Below are 14172 nucleotides of genomic sequence, written 5' to 3' on the forward strand. Positions count from 1 at the left end.
CGGCCCGGAGGGATGGCCAGGGCAGGGGCAGCTTCGGCGCCGGGTGTCGCACGAGCCGGCGAGGGCGGGTGCGGATTACCACCAAGTGTCTTATGTGCGGTGCGTCAAAAGAGCTGCTGCGCTATAATCTCAAAGATTTTTCACGCACGACGGCGGGCTCGACGCGCAAGGCGCGGGGCTCGCGGGAGTGGTCTGTGCGCTGGCCGGCAAATGCGTCGCACGTTCGATGTGGCGTCGCACCGGTCGAGGTGCGCGAACGGCCTCTCCCCTCTCCATTGGACTGTATTTGCGCGCGGCCATCGGGCGAACTGCCCGCGGCTGGAGCTCCGCGGCACAAGCGCGGGCGACGCGCTCGTGCTCTAGTTTCAGCTGCATAAGCGCACCGCGGCAGCGCGGCGCCGCGCAGTCATACAGGTACCCTACATGGCCGACGAAGCTCCAACCGAATACTTCATTCAAGGCATCACCAGTAGCGGGAAGAAGTTTCGCCCGAGCGACTGGTCAGAGCGCCTGGCGGGGGTGATGTCGAGCTTTGGCCCGAAGGCGTCGGCCAATGCGCGCGGGCCGAACGCCTATCTGCGCTATTCGCTCTACGTGCGGCCGACGATGATCGGCGACCTCAAGGTCGTGGTGCTGGATTCGCGCCTGAAGGATGTCGAGCCGATGGCCTTCAACTTCGTGATGAGCTTCGCGAAGGACAACGATCTCGTGGTGACCGAGGCGTGCGAACTGCCGCTCGATCACGCGACGCAACAGGGTGGCGGCCGCTGAGCCGAAAGATATCAAGTGTGCCGCAAGGCGCGCGAAGCAGAGCTGGGTGGTCCGCCACTTCGTTCGAGAGACCCGCTGCGGCGGGTTTTTTTGCGTCCGCGCGGGGCACGGTGGAAATCGCGCAGGAAGAGGGTGTAGCGCTGTGGCCGACCCGTGGCATAAAAGGCCACAAAAAAACCCGCCGAAGCGGGTTCTTTATTGCAGCAGAGTCAGGAAGCGCCCGCCGTGGCGGACGGCCCGAAACTTTACTGCGCAGCTTGCATTGCCTTGACGGCAGCAGCCAGACGGCTCTTATGACGAGCAGCCTTGTTCTTGTGAACAATCTTCTTGTCGGAGATGATGTCGAGCGTCTTTGCCGAGGCCTTCAGAATTTCTGCGGCCGCTGCCTTGTCGCCGGCGTCGATTGCCTTGCGGACAGCCTTGATAGCGGTGCGGAACTTCGAGCGCAGCGCCGAGTTGTGCGAGTTTGCCTTGACGGCCTGACGGGCGCGCTTGCGTGCTTGTGCGGAATTTGCCATGTTGGTTCCTTATGTTTCGAGAGCGCCAGCCGCTGACGTTCGGTCAAGCGGGACAACGCTCTTTGCCTGGATTTGAACTTGCGGGAACGATTGCCCGAAAGCGCAAAACGGTATTTGCCGGGCTTGCCGGCCGCGCCTTTTGTGCCGAAGCGCAAGGGCCATGAGATTCACGGCCGCTTCTCACTTCCTTTCCAAGACGCGTTTCCGAGGCGAAACTCGAAACCGCGAATTATAGCAACAAAATCATGGACGTGGCAATCGCGAGTCAACTGGCGGGAGGGGGCCCCCCAAAGCCCGCACCGGGCTGCCGCGCCGCCGCAGTGACGGCCTTGACGCCGCGCTTCGGCGAAGGACCGGGCGGGACCCGTATAATAAGCGCCCCATGAATCTATTCCGAGCCCTGCTGACGGTCAGCGGCTTCACGCTGCTGTCGCGCGTGACCGGACTGGCCCGAGAAACGCTGATTGCCCGCGCATTCGGCGCGAGCCAGTACACCGACGCCTTCTACGTCGCGTTCCGCATCCCCAACCTGCTGCGCCGGATCTCGGCGGAGGGCGCGTTCTCGCAGGCCTTCGTCCCGATCCTCGCGGAGTTCAAGAACCAGAAGGGGCACGATGCCACGCGCGATCTCGTCGACGCCACCTCGACGGTGCTCGCGTGGGCGCTCGCTGTCCTCTCGGTGCTCGGCATCGTCGGCGCGACCTTCGTCGTGACCGTGGTCGCCTCGGGCCTGAAGAACGACGGCCAGGCGTACCAGCTCGCCGTCACGATGACGCGCATCATGTTCCCGTACATCGTGTTCATCTCGCTCACGTCGCTCGCGTCCGGGGTGCTCAACACGTACAAGCAGTTCTCGCTGCCCGCGTTCGCGCCGGTGCTGCTCAACGTGGCGTTCATCACCGCGGCCGTGGCGTTCGCGCCGCACATGAAGCAGCCGGTCTTTGCGCTCGCGTGGGCCGTGATCGTCGGCGGCGTGCTGCAGTTCCTCGTGCAGCTGCCGGGCTTGAAGAAGATCGACATGATGCCGCGCATCGGCCTCAATCCGGTCAAGGCGCTCGCGCATCGCGGCGTCAAGCGCGTGCTCGCGAAAATGGTGCCGGCCATGTTCGCGGTGTCGGTCGCGCAGATCAGCCTCATCATCAATACGAATATCGCTTCGCGTCTGGGCGCGGGCGCGGTCTCGTGGATCAACTACGCCGACCGCCTGATGGAGTTCCCCACGGCGCTGCTGGGCGTGGCGCTCGGCACGATCCTGCTGCCGAGCCTCTCGAAAGCGCACGTCGATGCCGATCCGCACGAATATTCGGCGCTGCTCGACTGGGGCCTGCGCGTGACCTTCCTGCTCGCGGCGCCCTCGGCCGTCGCGCTGTTCTTCTTCGCCGAGCCGCTCACGGCCACGCTGTTTCACTACGGCAAGTTCGACGCGAACTCCGTCGTCATGACGGGCCGCGCGCTGACCGCTTACGGCGTCGGGCTGATCGGGCTCATTCTCATCAAGATCCTGGCGCCAGGCTTCTACGCGCGCCAGGACATCAAGACGCCCGTGAAGATCGGCGTGGGCGTGCTCGTCGCCACGCAGCTCAGCAACTACATTTTCGTGCCGATCTTTGCGCATGCGGGCCTGACGCTCTCCGTCGGGCTTGGCGCGTGCATCAATGCGTTGCTGCTCTTCATCGGCCTGCGCCGCCGTGGCATCTACATGCCGTCCTCGGGCTGGGCCACCTTCTTCGTGCAATTGCTCGGCGCATGCCTCGTGCTCTCGGGCGCGATGCACTGGTGTGCGATCAGCTACGACTGGATCGGGCTGCATCGTGAGCCGCTCGCGCGCATCGCGTTGCTCGCGGCCTGTCTCGTGCTGTTCGCGACGCTATATTTCGGTATGCTTTGGCTCATGGGCTTCAAATACGCATACTTCAAGAGGCGCGCGAAGTGATCACGATGAACACGCGGGTGCTGGACTATTTCAGCGCGCTGGTGGCCGACGACGACAGCCTGCCGCTCACCGAAGCGGCGCTGGCGATCGCGCAGGACGCCTACCCGGACCTCGACCTGCAAGGCACGCTCGCCGAAATCGACGAGCTCGCGCTGCGCGCGAAAAAGCGCATGCCTGAGGGCGCGGACTTGCGCCAGCAGGTCACGTTTCTGAACCGCGTGTTCTTTCGCGAGATGGGTTTCGCGGCCAATCTCAACGACTTCTTCGATCCCGACAACAGCCATCTGAACGTCGTGCTCAGGCGCCGGCGGGGTATCCCTATTTCGCTCGCGGTGATCTATCTGGAGATCGCGGGCCAGCTCGGGCTACCGGTGCAGGGCGTGTCGTTTCCGGGGCATTTCCTGCTGCGCGTCTCGCTGCCCGACGGCGACGCCATGCTCGATCCCACGACCGGTCGCGCGCTCTCCGAGTCCGACATGGTCGAGATGCTCGAGCCCTACGTCGCGAACGCGGGCGACTCCGTGGCGCGCGCGCTGCGCATGCTGCTCGAGCCGGCCACGCGGCGCGAGATCGTCGCGCGCATGCTGCGCAACCTGAAGTCGGTGTATCTGCAGACCGAGCGCTGGGAGCGCCTGCTCGGCATCCAGCAGCGGCTCGTGATCCTGCTGCCCGAAAGTATCGAGGAGGTGCGCGATCGCGGTTTCGCGTATGCGCGCCTCGATTACCTGCGACCGGCGCTGGAGGACCTCGAGCACTATCTCGACGAGCGCCCCGATGCCGAGGACGCCATGGTCGTCGAGTCGCAATTGCAGGAACTGCGCCAGCGCACGCTCGACAACGATTGACCGGTGGCGCAAGCATGCGCTTTCCGCAGACGAAAAAAAACCCGCGAAGATTGAATTCGCGGGTTTTTTTTACGCCATGCGCGGGCGCGCGCGGCGTCTTACTTAGGCTGCATGCGAATCGCGCCGTCCAGACGAATGACCTCGCCGTTGAGCATCGGGTTCTCGACGATCTGCTTGACGAGCATCGCGTACTCGTCGGGCTTGCCGAGGCGCGGCGGGAACGGCACCATCGCGCCGAGCGCATCCTGCACTTCCTTGGGCATGCCGAGCAGCATCGGCGTTTCGAAGAGGCCCGGGGCGATCGTCATCACGCGGATGCCGTTCCTCGAGAGATCGCGCGCGATCGGCAGCGTCATCGCCACGACGCCGCCCTTGGAGGCCGCATAGGCCGCCTGGCCGATCTGGCCGTCGTACGCGGCCACCGAAGCGGTGTTGACGATCACGCCACGTTCGCCGCCTTCGTTGGGCGCGGTCTGCGCGATCGCGGCGGCCGCGAGGCGGATCATGTTGAAGGTGCCGATCAGATTGACCGAGATGGTCTTGCTGAACGCGTCGAGCGGATGCGGGCCGTCCTTGCCGACGGTCTTGATGGCCGGCGCGATGCCCGCGCAGTTCACGAGGCCGCGCAGCGTGCCGAGCGCGGTGGCGGCGGCCACGGCGCGCGCGCCGTCTTCCTCGCTCGCGACGTTGCATTTCACGAAGGTGCCGCCGAGTTCCCTGGCGAACGCGTTGCCGGCTTCCTCATTGAGGTCGGCGAGCACGACCTTGCCGCCTTCGGCCACGATGAGGCGTGCGCTGGCCGCGCCGAGGCCCGATGCGCCGCCGGTGATCAGGAATACGTTGTCGCGGATTTGCATCTGTCTTCCTCCTTGCTGCTCGATGAATATTTTTTCTGCGGCGTGGCCCTGTGACGGACCCGCTCGCGACTCATCGGCAAAGAGGAGCAGAACGAGGGCAGGACCGGCCGGACGGGGAGGCCGGCGCTAGCACCGGCCTCCCCGTCCGGCGCGGCCGGCAAGAGACGTTTTACTTGAGCGCGTCGAATGCGCGGTTGCGGATTTCCTCGACGCTGCCGAGACCGGCGATGGCGCGGTACTGCGGCGCCTTCATGCCGTTTTCCTCGCCGCGCCTGGCCCAGTCGCTGTAGTAGGCGATGAGCGGCTTGGTTTGCGCGACGTACACGTCCAGACGCTTGCGCACGGTCTCTTCCTTGTCGTCGTCGCGCTGGACGAGCGGCTCGCCCGTCACGTCGTCGACCATGTCCTGCTTGGGCGGGTTGAACTTCACGTGGTACGTGCGGCCCGATGCCGGGTGCACGCGGCGCCCGCTCATGCGCACGATGATCTCGTCGAACGGCACGTCGATCTCGAGCACGTAGTCGATGGCCACGCCGGCCTCTTTCATGGCTTCGGCTTGCGGCAGGGTGCGCGGGAAGCCATCGAACAGATAGCCGTTCTCGCAGTCGCAGTCCTGCAGGCGTTCCTTCACGAGGTTGATGATCAGCGCGTCGGGCACGAGCTCGCCCGCGTCCATGTAGCGCTTGGCCTCGACGCCGAGCGGCGTGCCGGCCTTGACGGCCGCGCGCAGCATGTCGCCCGTCGAGATTTGCGGAATGCCGAACTTCTCTTTGATGAAGTTTGCCTGGGTTCCTTTGCCCGCGCCGGGGGCACCCAACAGGATCAAACGCATTTCTACTTTCTCCGATCTGTGTGAATTCTTGCGGCGCGGCGGCTGCCCTCGGGGGCGGCATCGGCGGCGTCGTGCGTCTCCTCACCAGCAGGCCAAATGGGGGAACCCCCCACGCACAAAGGCTTCTACGGCTCGCGCAAACAACCGATTATGCCATGGGATTTTCGGCCCACGGCCGCTATTAAGACCGGAATAACGCCTGCACGCGGGCGAGGTCGGCGGGCGTGTCGACGCCGGGCGCCGGCGCTTCGGCCGTGACGAGCACCGCGATGCGCTCGCCGTGCCACATCGCGCGCAGTTGTTCGAGCGCCTCGACCTGCTCGATCGGCGAGTGCGTGAGCGAGGGGTAGCTGCGCAGGAATTTCGCCCGATACGCATACAGACCGATATGCCGGTAAACGGTCGCCGGAGCCGGCGGGGCGGGCATGGCGGCCAGATCGAGACGCGCGGGCGACCAGTGCGGCTGCCAGGCGTCGCGGGCCCAGGGAATGGGGGCGCGAGAGAAGTAGAGCGCCACGCCGCGCGCGTCCAGCACGACCTTCACGACGTTCGGATTCAGGATCTCGTCGGGGGCGGTGATGGGGTGCGCCGCGGTGGCGATCGCGCACTCGGGATGCGCGGCGAGGTGCGACGCCACGTCGCACACCAATGCGGGGTCGATCAGCGGCTCATCGCCCTGAACATTGACCACGATCAAATCATCGTTCCAGCCAAAGTGCTCTGCAACTTCGGCGAGGCGGTCGGTGCCCGAGGGGTGATCGGCGCGCGTCAAGACGGCTTCGAAGCCGTGCTCGCGCGCGGCGTCCAGCACGCTCTGGGCGTCCGAGGCGATCAGCACCTGTTGGGCGCCCGAGGCGCGGGCGCGCTCGGCCACGCGCACGACCATCGGCTTGCCGCCGATGTCGGCGAGCGGCTTGTTGGGCAGCCGGGTGGACGCGAGACGCGCCGGCACGACGGCGATGAAAGGCTGTGCGGGCGCGGCCATGCTCAGGCGCCGCTCGGGCCGGCCGGATCGACGGGCGTGCCTTCGACGGTCTGGCGCGCCTCGTCGACGAGCATGACGGGAATGCCGTCGCGAATCGGGTAGGCGAGCTTGTCGGCGTTGCAAATCAGCTCTTGCGCGGCGCGGTCGTAGCTGAGCGGGCCCTTGCAGATCGGGCAGACCAGGATTTCAAGCAGACGAGCGTCCACGGAGTTTCTCCACAACCAGAGTAATGAGGCGATGATCGAGCGCGGCTTCGACGGGGACGACCCAGATGCGCGCGTCGTTCCAGGCCCCCAATTTTACGGCATCTTTTTCGGTGACCAGGATCGCGTCGGCAACGACCTCGCTGAACGGGTTGGCCGCGTAGTCGTAATGGTCGGGCAGCGCGAGCGTCTGCGGCGCGAGGCCGGCCGCCCGCAGGGTCGCGAAAAAGCGTTCAGGCGAGCCGATGCCCGCGGCCGCCACGACGCGCTGGGCCGGCTGGCCCGGCGTGCCTTGCGCCGCGAATTGCGCGAGCGGCCGGCGCAGGGCGGGATTCGCGAGGTGCCAGGCCTCGCCGGGCTCGAGCCTGAGCGCGAAGGTGTTCGGCCAGTCGGGCAGCGTGCGCTCGAACGGATTGTTGACGAGGGTGGCGTCGCGCCGCCGCGAGAGCGGCTCGCGCAGCGGCCCGGCGGGCAGCAGAAAGCCGTTGCCGCCCAGCCGGTGATCGAACACGACCAGCTCGGCGTCGCGCGCGAGGCGGTAGTGCTGCAGGCCGTCGTCGCTGACGATCACGTCGACGTCGCGGTGCGCCGCGCACAGCGCCTGCGCCGCCGCGACGCGGTCGGGCGAGACCCACACCGGCACGCCCGTGCGGCGCGCGATGAGCAGCGGTTCGTCGCCGCACGCGCGGGCAGACAGGGACGCCGTCACCGGCGTCGGACGCGGCACTTTCGCGCCGTAGCCGCGCGAGACGACGCCGGGCGTATAGCCAGCGGCGCGCAGCGCCTCGACGAGCGCGATCACTGTGGGCGTCTTGCCGGTGCCGCCCACCGTCACGTTGCCGACCACCACGACCGGCGCGCCCACGCGTACCGCCTTGAGCCAGCCGGCCGCATAGGCTGCGCGGCGCGCGCCGCTCACGGCGGCGAACACGACGGAGAGCGGCGCGAGCGCCCAGGCGAGCGCCCCGCGTTGCTGCCACTCGCGTGCAAGGCCCGCTTCGACGCGCGCCTTGAAATCGCTGACAGGACCGCTCATCGGCGTGTGCCGCGCGCGGGCCTTGCGTACCTTGCGTACGGAAGGCACCGGAGGCTGACGGACAGAACGGGCATCGGAGCGGTTCTCCAGTTCGAGGCGCGCGCCGCATTAAAGGGTAAAGGGCGCCGCCGGGATAGCAAGGACGGCGTTTTCGGGTTGCGAACGGGCCGTCGTGAACCCGGCACTCTAGCGCGGGTGAGCGCAGGGCGGCAAGCTGCAAGGCCACGCAAGCGACGCCCGATCAGCGGTAATGGGTCCGCGCACCGAGAAAAAGCAGCCTGTGGATAACTTTGTGGAGAAAGCGGGTGGCGGCGCCCGGAAAAGCCCGCAGATAGCCTGTCTCATCGGTGTCATGCTTTATTATTGGGATAAAAAGTGTATTTAAATCAATGGGATGGCGCGGTTTTTCAGCAATTTTTACGGAATTGCAGCAAATATGTCACATGACGGAGTCGATGTGGACACCTCGCAGCCCTTGTTCGATGGGAGCGCTTCCTGCTGGACTGCCGCACCCCGAACGGTCTATCGTCTGTCCGGGCTATTTTCGACCCATCGTTCACTCACGTCCTGCTCATGAATTCCGACCGCTTTTCTTCCGCATCCGGCGGCGACGTCGTCGTCCCGGTTTCGGCGCTCAACCGCGCGATCGCCTCGATGCTCGAACGTTCGTTTCCGCTCGCGTGGATTTCCGGTGAAGTCTCGAACTTCACGCGCGCCGCGAGCGGGCACTGGTACTTCTCGATCAAGGACGCGCAGGCGCAAATGCGCTGCGTAATGTTCCGCGGCCGCGCGCAATACGCCGAGTTCACGCCGCGCGAGGGCGACCGCATCGAGGTGCGCGCGCTCGTCACGATGTACGAGCCGCGCGGCGAGGTGCAACTGAACGTCGAGGCGATCCGGCGCACGGGGCAGGGGCGTCTGTTCGAGGCGTTTTTGCGCCTGAAGGCGCAGCTGGAAGCCGAGGGGCTCTTCGACCCCGAGCACAAGCGCGCGTTGCCCACGCATCCGCGCGCGATCGGCGTGATTACGTCGATGCAGGCGGCGGCGCTGCGCGACGTGCTCACGACGCTGGCGCGCCGGGCGCCGCACGTGCCGGTGATCGTTTATCCGGCGCCTGTGCAAGGCGCGGGCTCGGCGGAAAAACTCACGGCCATGCTCGATGCCGCGAACGCCCGTGCGGAAGTGGATGTGATCGTGCTGTGCCGTGGCGGCGGCTCGATCGAGGACCTCTGGTCGTTCAACGACGAGACGCTCGCGCGCGCGATCGCTGCGAGCGCGATTCCCGTGGTGAGCGGCGTGGGCCACGAAACCGATTTCACGATCGCCGATTTCGCCGCCGATGTCCGGGCGCCCACGCCCACCGCCGCTGCCGAGCTCGTGAGCCCGCAGCGCGTGTTGCTGCTGCGCGAGCTGGACCAGCGCCACGCCGCGCTCGCGCGGGGCTTCGGCCGCTTGATGGAGCGCCGCGCCCAGCAGCTCGACTGGCTCGCGCGCCGCCTCGTTTCGCCGGGTGAGCGGCTCGCGCAGCAGCGCACGCATCTGCGTCAGCTGGCAATCCGGCTGGCTTCGGCGGGCTCGCGCGCGAGCGCGCAGGCGCGCGCGCAGTTCAACGTCGTGCAGATGCGCTGGCAGCGCATGCGGCCCGACGCAGCGGCGCAGCGCGTCCAGGTGGAGTCGCTCGGGCGGCGCCTCGAAGCCGCATTCGCACGGGAGCGCGAGCGCGAAACAACGCGCGTTGCCGGGCTGGCGGCGCGCCTCGAAGTGCTCAGCCCGCAGCGCACCTTCGAGCGCGGCTACGCGGCGCTGCTCGACGCGCAAAGCGGCGCGGCCGTGCGCTCGCCGGCCTCGCTCAAGCCGGGCAAGCGCCTGACCGTGCATCTCGCGCAGGGCAGCGCGGACGTCGCGCTCGCCGACGTGCAGCCGAGGCTCTCCGAAGGCTTCTGAAATGGGGCGCGCGTTGGTGTCTTTCGCGCACCTTGCGACGCTCCGCGTGCCGTGTTGCAGGCCCGCTCGCAGCGGGCGCGGCGCTTGCTGAAAAGCCCGCGCAATCGCTGCGCAACAGCTGCATTAGCGCTGCATAAAAGCCCTGCGAAACCGATGATCGGCATAATGTCCACGCGTTTGCGGGGTTATTCCAACTCGCCTACAATCGAGTGCTCCATGCCGGTTATCACGCAGAACTCCCCATAACACGACGAAGGAACCGCATCATGTCATTTACGCTCCCGCCGCTGCCGTTCGCGAAGAACGCCCTCGCACCGACCATGTCGGAAGAGACGCTTGATTACCACTACGGCAAGCATCACCAGGCCTACGTGACGAACCTGAACAACCTCATTCCGGGCACCGAGTTCGAAAACCTCTCGCTCGAAGAGATCGTCAAGAAGTCGTCGGGTGGCGTGTTCAACAACTCGGCCCAGGTCTGGAATCACACCTTCTTCTGGAACTGCCTCTCGCCGCAAGGCGGTGGCGCACCGTCGGGCGCGCTCGGCGACGCGATCAACGCCAAGTGGGGCTCCTACGACGCGTTCAAGGAAGCCTTCACGAAGGCTGCAGTCGGCAACTTCGGTTCGGGCTGGACGTGGCTCGTGAAGAAGGCGGACGGCTCGCTCGACATCGTGTCGACCAGCAACGCCGCCACGCCGCTCACGACGGACGCCAAGGCGCTCCTCACGATCGACGTGTGGGAACACGCTTACTACATCGACTACCGCAACGCGCGTCCGAAGTTCGTCGAAGCGTTCTGGAACATCGTGAACTGGGACTTCGCTGCGCAGAACTTCGCTTAAAGCGCCGCCGGTTCCCGCGCTGCCCGATGCGGGCGGCGCAGAAAAAAGCCCTCGATGCGAATCGAGGGCTTTTTGTTTTGGCGCCCGTTTTGTGAGCGCGCTTTCGAAGCGCGGTTACGCGAGCGCGGCAAGCGCTTCCTGCGTCGAGCGCACGTGCCCCATGTGGCGGAACAGTTTCTCGAACGTGAAGCGGTGCATCTCTTCGTTCAGCGCCGAGGTGGCGTCTTCGACGAACACGAGCTTGAAGCCCTGGTCGAAGGCCGCGCGCGCGGTGGACTCCACGCCGAAGTTGGTCGCGATGCCGCCGATCACGATGGTGTCGATGCCGCGGCGGCGCAGCTGCTGCTCGAGGTCGGTGCCGTAGAACGCGCCCCACTGGCGCTTCGAGACGACGACGTCGCCATCCTGCGCGCCGATCTCCGGCACGAGCTCGGAAGCGATGGCGGGTGCCGCCGGGGCGTCGGGGGCGCGCGTGGGCGCGTCGGCCGGCATCGCGAGGAGGTCGTTGAGCAGCACGCGCACCCAGACGACGGTGCCGCCTTTGGCGCGCAGCGCATCGGCGAGGGTCTTCGCGTTGGCGACCACCTGTGCGCCGGCATGGGGCGCGATGGGACGGCTCACGATGCCGTGCTGGAGATCGATCATCACGAGCGCAGTCGTGCGCGGGTTGAGAGAAAGGGCTTGCGTCATGGTTCACCAATATGTGAGGATGGCCTCACATATCATACATGAATGTGAGGGAGGCCTCAGTTATGGCGGTTGCACCGCTGCGGCGCAAAACCGTGCCGAATGAAGCCGCGCGGCGCGTGCCGCGCCAGGAACGCGCCGCGCGCACGCTCGATGCGCTGCTCGAAGCGGCGGCGGACGCATTTGCCGAGCGCGGCTTCGAAGCCGCCACGATGACTCACATCGCGCAGCAGGCCGGTGTCTCGATCGGCGCGGCGTACCAGTATTTCCCGAACAAGGACGCGCTTGCGCTCGCCTTGCGCCAGCGTTACGGCGACGAAATGGACGCGCGCTGGAGCGCGCTCGTCGAGGCGCAGGCACAGGCAAGCGGCGAGCTGCCGCTCGCGCAGCTCGCCGAACGGCTGCTCGACATGATGGTCGAGTTGATGGATGCGTACCCCGCGTATCTGCCGCTGCTTTCCGTCTCGCTGGACTTTCGTCGCGACGCGGCGGCGCGCAACAAGCTGCGCCAGCGTTTCGCGACGCTGTTCAGGCGTTACAACGCGGCGCTCGGCGCGGACGACGCCTACCGCGTTGCCGAGGTCATGCTGCAGGTCATCAAGAGCCTCAATCTGCTCTATGCGAGCGCGAAGCCGAAGGAGCGCAAGCTGCTGGTGGCCGAGTACAAGGGCGTGCTGGCGGCCTGGCTCGCCGTGCGGCTCGCGTGAGCCCTCAGCGCGGCACGGCGTCCTCGCGCGACGCGAGCACGCGGTCGATCAACCCGTATTCTGCCGCCGCCTCCGCCGACATGAAGTGATCGCGGTCCGTGTCGCGCGCGATCTGCTCGATGTCGCGGCCCGTGTGCGCGGCGAGCATCGTGTTCAGGCGCTCGCGTAGATAGAGCACCTCGCGCGCCTGCAGCTCGACATCGGCGGCGGTGCCCTGGCTGCCCCCCGAGGGCTGGTGGATCATGATGCGGGCGTTCGGCAGTGCGAAGCGTTTGCCGGGCGCGCCCGCGGCGAGCAGAAATGAGCCCATGCTCGCTGCGAAGCCCGTGCATAGCGTGGAGACGTCGGGCTTCACGAACTGCATCGTGTCGTGGATCGCGAGGCCGTCGTAGACCGAGCCGCCCGGCGAGTTGATGTAGAGGCTGATGTCCTTCTCCGGATTCTCGGCTTCGAGAAAGAGCAACTGCGCGACGACGACGCTCGCCGTCTGTTCTGTCACCGGTCCGACCAGAAACACGATGCGCTCGCGCAAAAGGCGCGAGTAGATGTCGTAGGCGCGCTCGCCGCGGCCCGAGATTTCGATGACGGTCGGAACCAGATTGAGCGCGCGCGGCGCGATTGCTGCATGATGCTGAGCGGTGGGATGCATGAAATTCCTCGCGTTTGGGGGATCGGGAGCCGCGCCGTTGCGCTGCTTCCCCCAGACGCTTGCCGCACGTCGCGCGTGACGACAATTTTTTTGCGCGAGGCTGTCACATCGGCGCGCTGCCGGTCGTCTCACGGGCGAGGGCGGCGTGGGCCGTCCGCGGAGAACCGGCGCGGCACAGGCGCGCGAGGCGCCAGCGAAGAGGAGCGGAGCGAATGACCCAGGTGATCGACGAATTGGATGTGCGAGACGTGCGCATGATGCGCGATGCCGCGCAGGCGAGCGCCGCAGCGCCGCAAGGTTGCGCGCCCGAAGGCGAGCGGAGCGTGATGGCGCTCGAAGCACCGTCCGGCACGCCAGGCGGCGCATGGAGCGAGAGCCGCCGCGCCGCGGTCTTCGACAAGGAGCGGGCGCGCTTGCTGGCGTTGGCCATGCGTGTGCTGGGCAGCCGTGCCGAGGCCGAGGACGTCGTGCAGGACGCCTGGTTCCGCTGGCGCGAGGCCGACGTGGAGGCGGTGCGCGTGCCGCAAGCGTGGCTCGCGACGGCCGCGGTGCGCCTCGCGATCGACCGGCTGCGCAAGCAGCGCCGCGAGCGAGCGGGCGAGCGCGAGATGCCCGGCGCCGGGTTCTGGCCCGACGACTGCGCGCCTTCGGCGGAGGAGGCGGGCCTGCGCGCCGCGCGTCTCGCGGACGGGCTGCTGATGCTGCTCGAGCGCCTTGGGCCGCTCGAGCAGGCTGTCTTCGTGCTGCGCGAGGCGTTCGATTGCGATTACGCGGAGATTGCCGCGCTGACCGGTTGCACGCCCGCGCATTGCCGCCAGATTGTGCGCCGCGCGCGCGTGCGGCTGGCGCGCGAGCCGGCGCTCAGGCCCGTTGCGCCCGCCGATGCGGCGCAGCACGCGCTCACCGTCGAGCGGCTGCGCGAGGTGCTCCATGCGCAGGACCGCGCGGGCTTGATGGACTTGCTGGGTGCGACCGCGACGGCGCTGGTGGCGGCGGGTGCGACGGCAGGCACGGCGGGTACGGCAGGCACGGCGGCGGACACCGTGCCGGCGCGCAGCTTGCGCGCCGGGACCGGGGCCGTGGCGATGTCGGGCGTCGCGCGCGCGCCAATGCGCCGCCTGCGTGCCGAGATGCTCGCGCTCGATGGCGAGCCGGGCGTTGCGCTGGTGGCCGAGGACGGCGAGCTGGCCGCGTGGCTGCACGTCGTCGTGGCCGACGATGGACGCCCCGCGCCGGTGGTCTGCGTGGCCGCGACCGCGCGCGGGAGCGCATTGCAGGCGGCCAATCGACTATTCGGAGGCGCGGCGATCCGTTCGCTGCTCGCGCAGCTCGCCCGATCGCTCGAGCCAGCCTGAGCGCG

General features: G+C 67.2%; 15 protein-coding genes. 7 read left to right on the top strand and 8 right to left on the bottom strand.

The window, feature by feature from the left end; translation table 11 throughout:
• Positions 1 to 423: 423 nt before the first annotated feature.
• Positions 424 to 771, top strand: coding sequence for a DUF3579 domain-containing protein (locus tag E1956_RS06260; protein WP_134747848.1), 348 nt, complete (start codon positions 424 to 426; stop codon positions 769 to 771).
• A gap of 245 nt (positions 772 to 1016) precedes the next feature.
• On the opposite strand, the gene rpsT is transcribed toward E1956_RS06260, so the two are convergent.
• Complete coding sequence (gene rpsT, locus E1956_RS06265) at positions 1017 to 1289, bottom strand: 30S ribosomal protein S20 (protein WP_134747849.1); 273 nt, start codon at positions 1287 to 1289, stop codon at positions 1017 to 1019.
• 382 nt (positions 1290 to 1671) lie between these two features.
• Between rpsT and murJ the strand changes: the two genes are divergently transcribed.
• Both murJ and E1956_RS06275 read left to right on the top strand, forming a co-directional pair.
• Positions 1672 to 3222 (top strand): murein biosynthesis integral membrane protein MurJ, encoded by a 1551-nt coding sequence (murJ, locus tag E1956_RS06270; protein ID WP_134747850.1) that lies wholly within the window; start codon positions 1672 to 1674, stop codon positions 3220 to 3222.
• A 5-nt stretch (positions 3223 to 3227) separates the two neighbouring features.
• A complete protein-coding gene (locus E1956_RS06275) occupies positions 3228 to 4067 on the top strand; it encodes a SirB1 family protein (RefSeq protein ID WP_134750393.1) in 840 nt (279 codons plus the stop codon).
• Between the two features lie 98 nt (positions 4068 to 4165).
• Here the strand turns inward: E1956_RS06275 and E1956_RS06280 are convergent, their stop codons facing one another.
• The 5 genes from E1956_RS06280 to lpxK form a co-directional block, all read right to left on the bottom strand.
• Entirely contained in the window at positions 4166 to 4924 is a 759-nt protein-coding gene (locus E1956_RS06280) for a 3-hydroxyacyl-CoA dehydrogenase (RefSeq protein ID WP_134747851.1), read from the bottom strand.
• Positions 4925 to 5093: 169 nt separating this feature from the next.
• A complete protein-coding gene (gene adk / locus E1956_RS06285; RefSeq protein ID WP_134747852.1) occupies positions 5094 to 5756 on the bottom strand; it encodes an adenylate kinase in 663 nt (220 codons plus the stop codon).
• Between the two features lie 181 nt (positions 5757 to 5937).
• A complete protein-coding gene (kdsB, locus tag E1956_RS06290; protein WP_134747853.1) occupies positions 5938 to 6741 on the bottom strand; it encodes a 3-deoxy-manno-octulosonate cytidylyltransferase in 804 nt (267 codons plus the stop codon).
• A gap of 2 nt (positions 6742 to 6743) precedes the next feature.
• The gene (locus E1956_RS06295) at positions 6744 to 6947 is read right to left on the bottom strand and encodes a Trm112 family protein (protein WP_133194435.1); all 204 of its coding nucleotides are present in this window, start codon (positions 6945 to 6947) and stop codon (positions 6744 to 6746) included.
• On the bottom strand, positions 6928 to 7980 hold the full coding sequence (gene lpxK, locus E1956_RS06300; RefSeq protein WP_134747854.1) for a tetraacyldisaccharide 4'-kinase: 1053 nt from the start codon (positions 7978 to 7980) through the stop codon (positions 6928 to 6930). The genes E1956_RS06295 and lpxK overlap by 20 nt, the downstream gene beginning before the upstream one ends.
• A 573-nt stretch (positions 7981 to 8553) precedes the next feature.
• On the opposite strand from lpxK, the gene xseA reads away from it, so the two are divergent.
• Both xseA and sodB read left to right on the top strand, forming a co-directional pair.
• Positions 8554 to 9924, top strand: a complete 1371-nt coding sequence (gene xseA, locus E1956_RS06305) for an exodeoxyribonuclease VII large subunit (protein WP_134747855.1) — start codon at positions 8554 to 8556, stop codon at positions 9922 to 9924.
• A gap of 266 nt (positions 9925 to 10190) precedes the next feature.
• Positions 10191 to 10769, top strand: a complete 579-nt coding sequence (sodB, locus tag E1956_RS06310) for a superoxide dismutase [Fe] (protein ID WP_134747856.1) — start codon at positions 10191 to 10193, stop codon at positions 10767 to 10769.
• Between the two features lie 114 nt (positions 10770 to 10883).
• On the opposite strand, the gene E1956_RS06315 is transcribed toward sodB, so the two are convergent.
• The gene (locus E1956_RS06315; protein ID WP_134747857.1) at positions 10884 to 11459 is read right to left on the bottom strand and encodes a hydrolase; all 576 of its coding nucleotides are present in this window, start codon (positions 11457 to 11459) and stop codon (positions 10884 to 10886) included.
• 62 nt (positions 11460 to 11521) lie between these two features.
• Here E1956_RS06315 and E1956_RS06320 point away from each other — a divergent pair, with 62 nt between their 5' ends.
• On the top strand, positions 11522 to 12163 hold the full coding sequence (locus E1956_RS06320; protein WP_134747858.1) for a TetR/AcrR family transcriptional regulator: 642 nt from the start codon (positions 11522 to 11524) through the stop codon (positions 12161 to 12163).
• A 4-nt stretch (positions 12164 to 12167) separates the two neighbouring features.
• Here the strand turns inward: E1956_RS06320 and clpP are convergent, their stop codons facing one another.
• Positions 12168 to 12812 carry an ATP-dependent Clp endopeptidase proteolytic subunit ClpP gene (gene clpP / locus E1956_RS06325; RefSeq protein ID WP_134747859.1) on the bottom strand — a complete coding sequence of 215 codons (645 nt, stop codon included), beginning with the start codon at positions 12810 to 12812 and terminating at the stop codon, positions 12168 to 12170.
• 212 nt (positions 12813 to 13024) lie between these two features.
• Between clpP and E1956_RS06330 the strand changes: the two genes are divergently transcribed.
• Positions 13025 to 14167: a sigma-70 family RNA polymerase sigma factor gene (locus E1956_RS06330; RefSeq protein ID WP_134747860.1), complete on the top strand. Its 1143-nt coding sequence runs from the start codon at positions 13025 to 13027 to the stop codon at positions 14165 to 14167.
• Positions 14168 to 14172: the final 5 nt, after the last annotated feature.

The sequence above is a fragment of the Paraburkholderia pallida genome, from assembly GCF_004524855.1.
In the GTDB taxonomy this organism is placed as follows: Bacteria; Pseudomonadota; Gammaproteobacteria; order Burkholderiales; family Burkholderiaceae; genus Paraburkholderia; species Paraburkholderia oxyphila.

Excerpts from the sequence above, each read along its gene's own strand:
- E1956_RS06260 (WP_134747848.1), top strand. The coding sequence starts at position 424 with ATGGCCGACGAAGCTCCAACCGAATACTTCATTCAAGGCATCACCAGT.
- rpsT (WP_134747849.1), bottom strand. The coding sequence starts at position 1,289 with ATGGCAAATTCCGCACAAGCACGCAAGCGCGCCCGTCAGGCCGTCAAG.
- murJ (WP_134747850.1), top strand. The coding sequence starts at position 1,672 with ATGAATCTATTCCGAGCCCTGCTGACGGTCAGCGGCTTCACGCTGCTG.
- E1956_RS06275 (WP_134750393.1), top strand. The coding sequence starts at position 3,228 with ATGAACACGCGGGTGCTGGACTATTTCAGCGCGCTGGTGGCCGACGAC.
- E1956_RS06280 (WP_134747851.1), bottom strand. The coding sequence starts at position 4,924 with ATGCAAATCCGCGACAACGTATTCCTGATCACCGGCGGCGCATCGGGC.
- adk (WP_134747852.1), bottom strand. The coding sequence starts at position 5,756 with ATGCGTTTGATCCTGTTGGGTGCCCCCGGCGCGGGCAAAGGAACCCAG.
- kdsB (WP_134747853.1), bottom strand. The coding sequence starts at position 6,741 with ATGGCCGCGCCCGCACAGCCTTTCATCGCCGTCGTGCCGGCGCGTCTC.
- lpxK (WP_134747854.1), bottom strand. The coding sequence starts at position 7,980 with ATGAGCGGTCCTGTCAGCGATTTCAAGGCGCGCGTCGAAGCGGGCCTT.
- xseA (WP_134747855.1), top strand. The coding sequence starts at position 8,554 with ATGAATTCCGACCGCTTTTCTTCCGCATCCGGCGGCGACGTCGTCGTC.
- sodB (WP_134747856.1), top strand. The coding sequence starts at position 10,191 with ATGTCATTTACGCTCCCGCCGCTGCCGTTCGCGAAGAACGCCCTCGCA.
- E1956_RS06315 (WP_134747857.1), bottom strand. The coding sequence starts at position 11,459 with ATGACGCAAGCCCTTTCTCTCAACCCGCGCACGACTGCGCTCGTGATG.
- E1956_RS06320 (WP_134747858.1), top strand. The coding sequence starts at position 11,522 with ATGGCGGTTGCACCGCTGCGGCGCAAAACCGTGCCGAATGAAGCCGCG.
- clpP (WP_134747859.1), bottom strand. The coding sequence starts at position 12,812 with ATGCATCCCACCGCTCAGCATCATGCAGCAATCGCGCCGCGCGCGCTC.
- E1956_RS06330 (WP_134747860.1), top strand. The coding sequence starts at position 13,025 with ATGACCCAGGTGATCGACGAATTGGATGTGCGAGACGTGCGCATGATG.